Source organism: Komagataeibacter melaceti, assembly GCF_003403295.1.
Classification (GTDB): Bacteria; Pseudomonadota; Alphaproteobacteria; order Acetobacterales; family Acetobacteraceae; genus Komagataeibacter; species Komagataeibacter melaceti.
The window spans coordinates 1-8440 of the sequence record NZ_QUWV01000064.1 but is presented as its reverse complement, the minus strand read 5'-3'; the positions used below and the strand labels follow the sequence as shown (position 1 = coordinate 8440).

Genomic DNA, 8440 nt, shown 5'->3' with positions numbered 1-8440 from the left:
AAACGACGTCAATAACGACGTCGTTAACGACGGTAAGTTACCAGTCACAATCCTTACTCATAAGGCGGCCTCAAGCGGCCCATTACGATCGTCGAGCAGGGCATAAGCGGATGGCAGTTCGTGTGCCTGTCCGGGCGACAGCATGAAAGACAGTGCCTTGCCATGTCCATCCGCAGCTACGCAGACCCTAGTGCCAAAGCCTCCACGTGAGCGGCCAAGCGCCTTACGATCTCTGCAGCGTTCACTGTATCCCCTTTTTTGGCGGCCCCGGCCGCCTTGTGATGGGCACGGATCGTCGTGCCATCGGGAAAGACCATGCCCAATGCCGGCTCCGCGCCTCTTACCTTTTCAAAGAGGCGCTGCCACACACCATGCTTCGACCAGCGAATGAACAATTGTGCGGCAATCCATCAGGGACCAAACTCAGGCGGAAGGGCGCGCCATTTCGCGCCATTCTGATGGCGCCAGAAAATCGCGGATATCGTCCGTCGAAGGTTCTTCAGTGGGGTCTTGCTCTTCGGACGGGCCTCCTCGATTAAAGTCTCCCAGACGGACCATGCGGTATCAGAAAAGACAGACTGCATCATGCTCATCATAAACAGTCATGCAGTCCGTTCTGTCATTTAATATCTAACAGGCCCTAGCGCCATATTGTATGTGTTACGATCGTTGTCGATCTGTCATCTTCTCATCAACTGCTTGCCTTATCGTTATCTTATGGATGCCGTAAAGAGACACAAATCAGGGTAATATATTTATATTGTTGTCATTTTATGGAATATATATTTTTGCTTCAATTTTTCAAAAACGCATGTTAAAAACAAATGCGATTATTTAAAAATAACTATTTTTTTTGGGAGTCTAAGTAATGGATTGTTCGCTGTCGTCATGGATTCTGGATCATGATCCCAACTTAAGAAGAATTCCTCCGCGACCCTTACAATCAAGACAAAATGATTATGAAAGTAATTTTGACTATATTACATTAATTTATGATAACTTTAGAAGCGCATGTGGGAAATATTGTATAGCAATATGTCCGCCGGCAAACAATTTCATTGAAATTTTTTCTTCAGGTCGGATAATCTCTGAAGATAGAAAAGCAGAAGTAAATAAAATGTTAATACCCCATGATAGGGTATTGAAGGTTTTTTCGTGTATAGAAGAAACAGATCGCAATTTAATATATATTTTGGAAAATCCTAAAATTCTTCTGGAAACGAAGGGTGGTAATAATGTAATATTTACTAGCAATATATTAGGGAAGGGTATGAAAATAAATAATAACTTAAGTTCAAAATTCAAAGGGAAAAGGGTTATTTTAACCAAAAATAAAAACAACAATTTAAGATGGATAAAAGATTGGGTTAAATTCTATTATAATGCGCATGGTGCTGATGGCGTATTATTATATGACAATAATAGCGAAATTTATAATCAAGAAGAGATATACGACGCAATAAAATCAGTTTCTTCGGATATAACTGTAGAGGTTGTAAAATGGCCATTCATATGGGGCGTCCATGGTGGTCCCAACAAGGAGTGGGATTCTGATTATTGTCAATATGGCATACTAGAGCATGCGCGGTATAAATATCTCCAAATGAGCAAGAGTGTAATAAACTGCGATGTAGATGAACTTATAATGAACAACAATAATAAATCTATATTTGAAGAGACGGAAAATACCATAAATGGGTATATGGCAATTTCTGGTTTCATTGTTCCAAATTATTGTGATGAAGAAGTAAATAATTTCTCTAATTACAGGTACCTGGATCTGGGTTCCCCCGCACTTCCTAAGTGGTGTGTCGTGCCGTCAAAGTGTAATAATATGCAACAATGGAAAGTACATGATATATCAGGTTTTAATAATATACAATTTTCGAACGAATTTATAAGCAGACATTTCCGTGGTATTAATACTAATTGGCTTCGCAAAGATACAAAGGTAAATGAGAAAGGTGAAAAATTTGTTTTAGACAAGCTTATGATAAAATCCGTTCAGGAATTTTGCTCTTAGGGTAATATTGGTGGTTGATGCAGTCTATGGTGGTAACGCAGTGGATGACAGTAAGGAAGAATGTAGCGATTTTCCCATATCATCCTACGATTACATGCCACTCCTTCAGGCATGCCCATAGGTTATCGACAGAAGATACCACAACAATAGGCTCCATCCTGAGTGGATAACAGGCGCATCCTAGCGTAGTACAAGGAAGAGGGTTGGTGGGTTCCCATATTTCTAGTATGCTCTTGGATAACAGGCAGACTATCGATCATAGTAATAGCCATAGATAGTTCATAAGCCTGCTCAGGGGATAAGAGCGAAACCTATGATTCTTCTCTGTCCACCAGAAATTGTGCCAATTTTTGTGTCGTTGTCGTTGCAAGATTAATCAAAAGCATCACGATGGTTTCATTCTGGGCGAAAACGCTTTCTTAGGGTTCCCGCTATCTTGCCGCGCGTTCTGATATCCGTAACGTCGTACCTAAGGCAATGCTCTTTTGGCCTGTACTGACTGGCGTAATCGTTCCTATATGCCAAACATTGCCCCGCAGATAAAAAGCTGTACAGATATCCATCGTGGTTCCAGCTCAGTAGGAGAATGCCGTCATTCTCATGACATCAGAAGATCATGCAGCATAAGAATATGCCGGAAGTTGCTGTGTCTGGGCGGTATCAGTGGGATATTTAAATGATAACCGCACCTGCCAAGGTAATCAGATTTCCTGTGGTATGGAGAAGAATTATATTAATAATTGTAATTAATTAGGTATGCGAGCTGCGGGACTCGAACCCGCACGCCCTGTTGCGGGCGCAAGATTTTAAGTCTCGTGCGTCTACCATTCCGCCAAGCTCGCATATTACGCCCTGTTTAGCATATGTGGGGCGTAGAACAATCTACGGTCGTGATTTTATTGAAATGCGTGACCCGTATCATCGCCGCCAGTAAATCCGCCGGTAGTCCGCCACCCAAAAAACATCCTGCCCACCCGCCGGTTTACGACAGGCGGGCAGGAGCAGGCGGGTTACTGCTGGAAAGCGCGGGCCAGGATATTCTGTTTTTCAAGCGAGATGGGCAGCGTTGTATTGGTCAGCGCAATGCCCTGCCACCCCGCGCCAAGGGCGGTGTAGAGGTTGATCGCATCCTGCAGCCGTTCCAGCCGCGCCATGGCCTCGGCGTTCTGGGCGTTCAGGGTGGTGCGTTCCGTTGTCAGCACTTCCAGAAAGCCGACCAGACCGGCCGCATACAGCTTGCGGGCACGTTCGCTGGCCAGCGCACTGTCTTCCGCCGCCTTGGCCAGAAGTTCCGTGTGTTCCTCGTCATCATGCCATGCCGCCATTGCGTCCTCGACTTCCTTGAAGCCCTTGAGCACGGTCTGGCGATAGTTCAGGCGGCTGGCTTCGGCGGCGGCCTGCACCGCACGCACCTGCGATGTCATCTTGCCGCCATGCATCAGCGGCAGCGATGCCATCATCAGGAACTGCCAGCTCATCGTGGCGGCTTCCGTCATCTGGGACATCATGGAAGCATTCGGGTTGAAGCTGATGGGAATGCTGAAATTCGGGTAAAGCTGCGCCACGGCCATGCCGATTCGGGCCGTGGCTTCCGCGTACTGCCGCTCGGCGGAGCGGATGTCAGGACGGTTGGCAAGGACGATTGACGGCAGGGTGGCCGGGAATTCCGGCACCTTGGGCAGCGGCTTGGCGACCTTCAGCTCCAGCTCAGATGTGCCGGGCATCTGCCCCATCAGCACGTCAAGCGCATGCGTGATCTGGGAGATATGGGTCTTCAGCGGTTCACGCGCCGCGGTCTGGGAATCCAGCTCCGCCTTGGCCTGCGCGATCTGCATCGTGTTGCCCACGCCTTCAAGGTACAGGCGGTTGGTCAGGTCATAGGCATCCTGCGCCACGTGGATGTTGTTGTTCGCGATTTCCAGCCGCAACTGCTGGTCACGCAGCATCATGTAATCGCTGGCCACTTCGGACAGGATCATGACCATCAGGGCGCGGCGGTCCTCGATCGTCGCCTCGACCGCGTATTTCTGCGCTTCCACGCTACGGCGGATGCGCCCGAACACGTCAAGCTGCCAGCTACCGGCCATGCCGTAGGTCAGGTAGTTCGCATCCGGATGGTTGGCCGGGTTGCCGGGCCGGATGGGCCAGTTTTCGATGTTGATCGAATACCGCACGTTACCACCGCCCGCATCGGCATCGAGCTGCGGATACCACTGCGATGCCTGCACATCGCGGATGGCGCGTTCCGCCAGGATGTGCTGCCCCGCCGCCTGCAGGTCGTAATTCCCCGCAATCGCCTTATCGACCAGCTTGTCGAGTTCAGGATCGTTGAAGAGGTGCCACCACTCCTTCAGTTCCTTGTTGGTTTCCTCGATTTCCTCGGGAGTCGCGGCGTGGTCGTCCTCGGTGAACTTGGCCGGGGGTTTCATCCGGTCCGGCTGGTACCGTGGCCCTACCGTGCAGCCGGCCAGGAAAATGGCCGACGTCAGGAACAGGCCGGTCCTGCGGGTAACTGAATTGATGCTCATGATCGTGCCCGGCGCCTTACAGGTGGTCTTGCAGCCATGTCGTCAGACGGCCGCGTTGGGTACGGGCCTGCGGTCCCACACTGATCGTGGCGGTCATGCCCGCCGCCAGTGTCACGCTGTCAGGCACATGGTCGAGATGGATACGGACCGGGATACGCTGCGCCAGTCGCACCCATGTAAAGATCGGGCTGACATCCTGCAGGCCAAGCCCGTCGGGCTTGCCGTTCTGGTCATTGATACCACGGGCGATACTGACCACATGGCCGGGGATGATGTCCTTGTACCCCATGAGCTTGACGCGGGCTTCATCACCCACATGCACGCCCCACATCTTCGTTTCCTCGAAATAGCCGTTGACCCAGTAGGAGTCGGCGTCGATCACGGCCAGTCGGGCATGGCCCGCGGTCACGTAGTCACCCACCCGCAGGTTCAGGTTGGTGATGTTGCCGTTGACCGGGGAATACAGGATGGAGCGCTGCAGGTTCAGCTTGGCCAGATCCAGTGCCGCGCGCGCCGCGTCAACCGAGGCGATCTGTGTCGCCACGCTCGAGTTGAAGACTTCCTGCTCTTCAGCCGACACGATGCCACCCAGCCCCATGCGGCGGCGTGCGTCGTTCTGCTTGAGCTTCAGGTCTTCCAGCGCGCCATCAAGGCGGGCCTGCGCTTCGCGGATGGCCAGGCGGAAACGCACCGGATCAAGCACGAACAGCGGGTCACCGCGATGCACGAACTGGTTGTCCACCACGGGAAGCTGCACGACCGTGCCCGAGACTTCCGGCGCCACGTCCACAACATAGACACGGACACGCCCGTCACGTGTCCAGGGGGCGATCATGTAGGTATCCCATAAGGTGATTCCCATGACGATGGCCATCGTCACGACCGCCAGGGTCAGGACCACACGGATGAGGGTGCGCAGCAGGGGCATGGGGATTTCTCGAACCTTCTTGGGGCGGTCAGATATACAGGATCATGAGGCAGAGGACGCAAGTGTAGAGCGCAACCTCGAACAGGGCGAGATGCCAGAACCATTTCATGATGCCACACCACCACAGCAGCGACCGGAGCAGCATGGTGACGGGCAGGGCGGCGACGGCATAGACGACAATCGGCGCCATGAAGACACCGAATAGGTTGAATTCGCTCAGCATCAGGCGGGTCTCATTCGGAACGGTCCCGTTGAAGGAGAATCAGGCACGGATGGGTAATGACGGTCTTCGCCCCTCCGTGTCACTATCTGTAGCGGACGGGGCGGATGGAAGAAACCGGCAATACCACCAAAATGCGGGGATGGATGTTCCATATGGCGGGTGGTGCGGGCTGGCACCCGGTGCCGCGCGTGCATGGCGGGGGCGGGGGAAGGGGTCATGACCGGCTCCCCGCCATTTCGGCCGACAGGCCCGTGCGGTTGTTCAGGTTGGCCTCTATCCGCTCGAAGACTGAATAGCACGCCAGCAGTTCGGGGGTGGAGACGCCATTGAGCAGGCGGCGCGAGACGGCTTCCACCGCGTGGCGCACCTGGCGTGCGGTGCGCTCGCCCTTTTCCGTCAGGCTGACGAGTTTGGAGCGTTTGTCCTCGCGGTCGGGGGAGCGGAATACGAGGCCGCTGCGTTCCAGCACGTCCAGCAGGCGGCCAACGGACGGGGCCTCGATTTCAAGCGCGCGCACCAGATCGGTCTGGCGGACGGGCGGCGGCAGCAGGCCCAGATACAGCACCGGCCGCCATGTCGCCTCGGTCAGGCCGAATTCGCGCAGGTCATGATCGACCTGCCGACGCCATGCCGCACCCAGCCGGGCGAGGCGACGACCGAACGACAGTTCTTTCTCATTGCGCTCCAGATCGGGCATTCTGTTCCGTCAGCGGGGATATGCGGTTATGAAGCATGCAAACCATTCGCGTGCTTAGTATATCCGTCCGCCGCACGTTTCCAGAAAACGACAACGTGAGCCAATGCAATTTCAGCATGGATACCATCTGACAATGACGTAGATCATTGCCAGACGGTTCCGTGGGGGATGGGGAAGGTGTCCGGCCGTGTTACTTGCGGCGGCCGGTCACGGTCTGGAACAGGCTCCACAGGGTGCGTAGCGTATGGCGGGTCAGCGGACCCGCCACCGTGGTCGCCACGGCGGACAGCGCGACGGTCTGCCGCAGTTCGTTCAGGGCGTGTTCACGGGCGAATCGCACACGGATTTCTTCCGGCGTCATGTAGGAACGCCGCCCCATGACCAGCCCCATCAGCACCACCACCACATCGGCCGCGAACACGGTGGCCGCCGCACCCAGCGCGCTGAAGCCCAGCGTCTGGTAGCAGAAGGCCCACAGCAGCCCGTGGCCGGAAATGACGGCAAAGAAGGCAAATATAGCTGCTACAACCAGAAAAGCGGCCTGACGACCCAGACGGATTGCCATCAGCTTGCGTAGGGTCAGTTCCCCTTCGATGATGGTTTTACCGATTTCGCCTATTCTCATGATGCTCGCATATCCTCTGGTTGCAGCAGGCTAGAATGCCTTATTTCGTTGCACGGCCAAGAAAATAGCTGATCACCGAGAAAATGGCGATAGCCGCAAGCGGGCGCACCTTGGAGCAGCCGCTCTTGGGGGCATGTTCCGCAATGGTCTCACGCGCGTTGGAGATCATGTGCTCCGCCTTGCCGGCGGCGTCATGCAGGGCCTGCTTGCCGTGGGTGTGCAGCAGGTTTTCAATGTGGCTTTTCAGGGCCTGCAGGTCTTCGTGGGTAACCTGCTTGATGCTGTCTGTCTTGCTCATTGTCGTGTCCTTTATGGCGGATGAAGCCGATAATCCTCTGGTATGGAGGCAACCATCGCTTATAACGCCTTATCCCCCCAGTCAGGTTTCTGTTATCGCATGTCTCCTTTCTCCATACGGCTGGTTGTCAAGGCGCTTAGGGCCTTTGCCGGTGCGCCGGACCTGTCGTTTTCCGCCGCAACGGGTGCGTGCCTGGCCATCGTGAATGACCGTGGCGAATGTCTGTCCGTACTGGCTGATATGCTTGCCGGGCATGCGCCGGTGCAGGGGGGGCAGATCCTTGTTGATGGCGTGGACGTAAGCACATCCCCCGCGACGCGGCGGCCATGCATGCTGGTGGGGTGGCGCGACCCGCTGTTTTCACACCTGAACGTGCAGGCCAATCTCGCTTTTCCCCTGCGCGCCCGTGGTGTGGCGGCGCAGGCCGTCGCCGCGCGGGTCAGCGCCGTCCTCGCGCTGCTGGGGCTGGACGGGCTGGAAGCTGCCCGTACCGACACGCTCACGCCCGAACAGGCGCTGCGCGTCATGATGGGGCGCGCGCTGGTGGCGGACCCGGCCGTGCTGGTGCTGGAAGACCCGTTCACGCCGCTGCCCCCCGCCAGCCGCGTGACCATGCGGCGGCTGATCGGCCGGCTTGTCCGCGCGCGCGGGCTGTGCGTGGTGCTGCTGACGCGTGAGCGTGAGGACGCGTTGCTGCTGGGTGATACGATTGCCTATATGTCCGGCATGGAAATCCTGCAGGCGGGCAGTGCGCTGGACCTGTTCGAGCGCCCGGCCTGTGACCGGGTGGCGACCGGCTTTGGCCACGCCAACAGCCTGACGGTGCGCGTGGCCAGCGTGGAGGATGACGTGGCCATGGCGCACCTGCCCGGCGGCCTGCCGGTGGAGGCCATGGCCATGCCCGATGTCATGGCGGACCAGTTGGCCACGCTGTGCATCCGCCCCGACCAGATCGCGGTCATGTTTCCCACCCGCCCCGGCATGATGGCCAGCGCCGATCCCGACGGCCCGCCACCGCTGGAAGCAACGCTGACGGATCTGCGCCAGATGGGCGATCACGTGCTGCTGCGCTTCCGGCTGGAAAATGGGGAGGAACTTCTGGCCCGCCGCCCCCCCAC

Annotated in this window: 8 protein-coding genes, 1 tRNA gene and 1 pseudogene; 2 read left to right on the top strand and 8 right to left on the bottom strand. The window is 55.7% G+C overall.

Features of this window, described 5'->3' with window-relative positions; translation table 11 throughout:
* Positions 1–78 precede the first annotated feature (78 nt).
* Positions 79–584 (bottom strand): annotated as a pseudogene (locus DY926_RS17830) (IS5 family transposase); the annotation flags it as partial.
* Between the two features lie 284 nt (positions 585–868).
* Here DY926_RS17830 and DY926_RS16985 point away from each other — a divergent pair.
* Complete coding sequence (locus DY926_RS16985) at positions 869–2023, top strand: glycosyltransferase family protein (RefSeq protein WP_148707751.1); 1155 nt, start codon at positions 869–871, stop codon at positions 2021–2023.
* A gap of 757 nt (positions 2024–2780) precedes the next feature.
* Here DY926_RS16985 and DY926_RS08310 read toward each other — a convergent pair.
* The 7 genes from DY926_RS08310 to DY926_RS08280 all read right to left on the bottom strand — a co-directional run bounded on the left by DY926_RS08310 (position 2781) and on the right by DY926_RS08280 (position 7322).
* Positions 2781–2865 (bottom strand) — tRNA-Leu (locus DY926_RS08310).
* 168 nt (positions 2866–3033) lie between these two features.
* Entirely contained in the window at positions 3034–4551 is a 1518-nt protein-coding gene (locus DY926_RS08305; RefSeq protein WP_116702940.1) for an efflux transporter outer membrane subunit, read from the bottom strand.
* Between the two features lie 16 nt (positions 4552–4567).
* On the bottom strand, positions 4568–5479 hold the full coding sequence (locus DY926_RS08300; RefSeq protein WP_116702939.1) for an HlyD family efflux transporter periplasmic adaptor subunit: 912 nt from the start codon (positions 5477–5479) through the stop codon (positions 4568–4570).
* A gap of 28 nt (positions 5480–5507) precedes the next feature.
* Positions 5508–5702 carry a DUF1656 domain-containing protein gene (locus DY926_RS08295; protein WP_010510087.1) on the bottom strand — a complete coding sequence of 65 codons (195 nt, stop codon included), beginning with the start codon at positions 5700–5702 and terminating at the stop codon, positions 5508–5510.
* 214 nt (positions 5703–5916) lie between these two features.
* Positions 5917–6399 carry a MarR family winged helix-turn-helix transcriptional regulator gene (locus DY926_RS08290; protein WP_116702938.1) on the bottom strand — a complete coding sequence of 161 codons (483 nt, stop codon included), beginning with the start codon at positions 6397–6399 and terminating at the stop codon, positions 5917–5919.
* A gap of 190 nt (positions 6400–6589) precedes the next feature.
* Positions 6590–7024 carry a hypothetical protein gene (locus DY926_RS08285; protein ID WP_116702937.1) on the bottom strand — a complete coding sequence of 145 codons (435 nt, stop codon included), beginning with the start codon at positions 7022–7024 and terminating at the stop codon, positions 6590–6592.
* Between the two features lie 40 nt (positions 7025–7064).
* The gene (locus tag DY926_RS08280) at positions 7065–7322 is read right to left on the bottom strand and encodes a hypothetical protein (protein WP_116702936.1); all 258 of its coding nucleotides are present in this window, start codon (positions 7320–7322) and stop codon (positions 7065–7067) included.
* 99 nt (positions 7323–7421) lie between these two features.
* Between DY926_RS08280 and DY926_RS08275 the strand changes: the two genes are divergently transcribed.
* Positions 7422–8440 (top strand): ATP-binding cassette domain-containing protein (locus DY926_RS08275; protein ID WP_116702935.1); only part of this gene is annotated, 1019 nt, incomplete at its 3' end.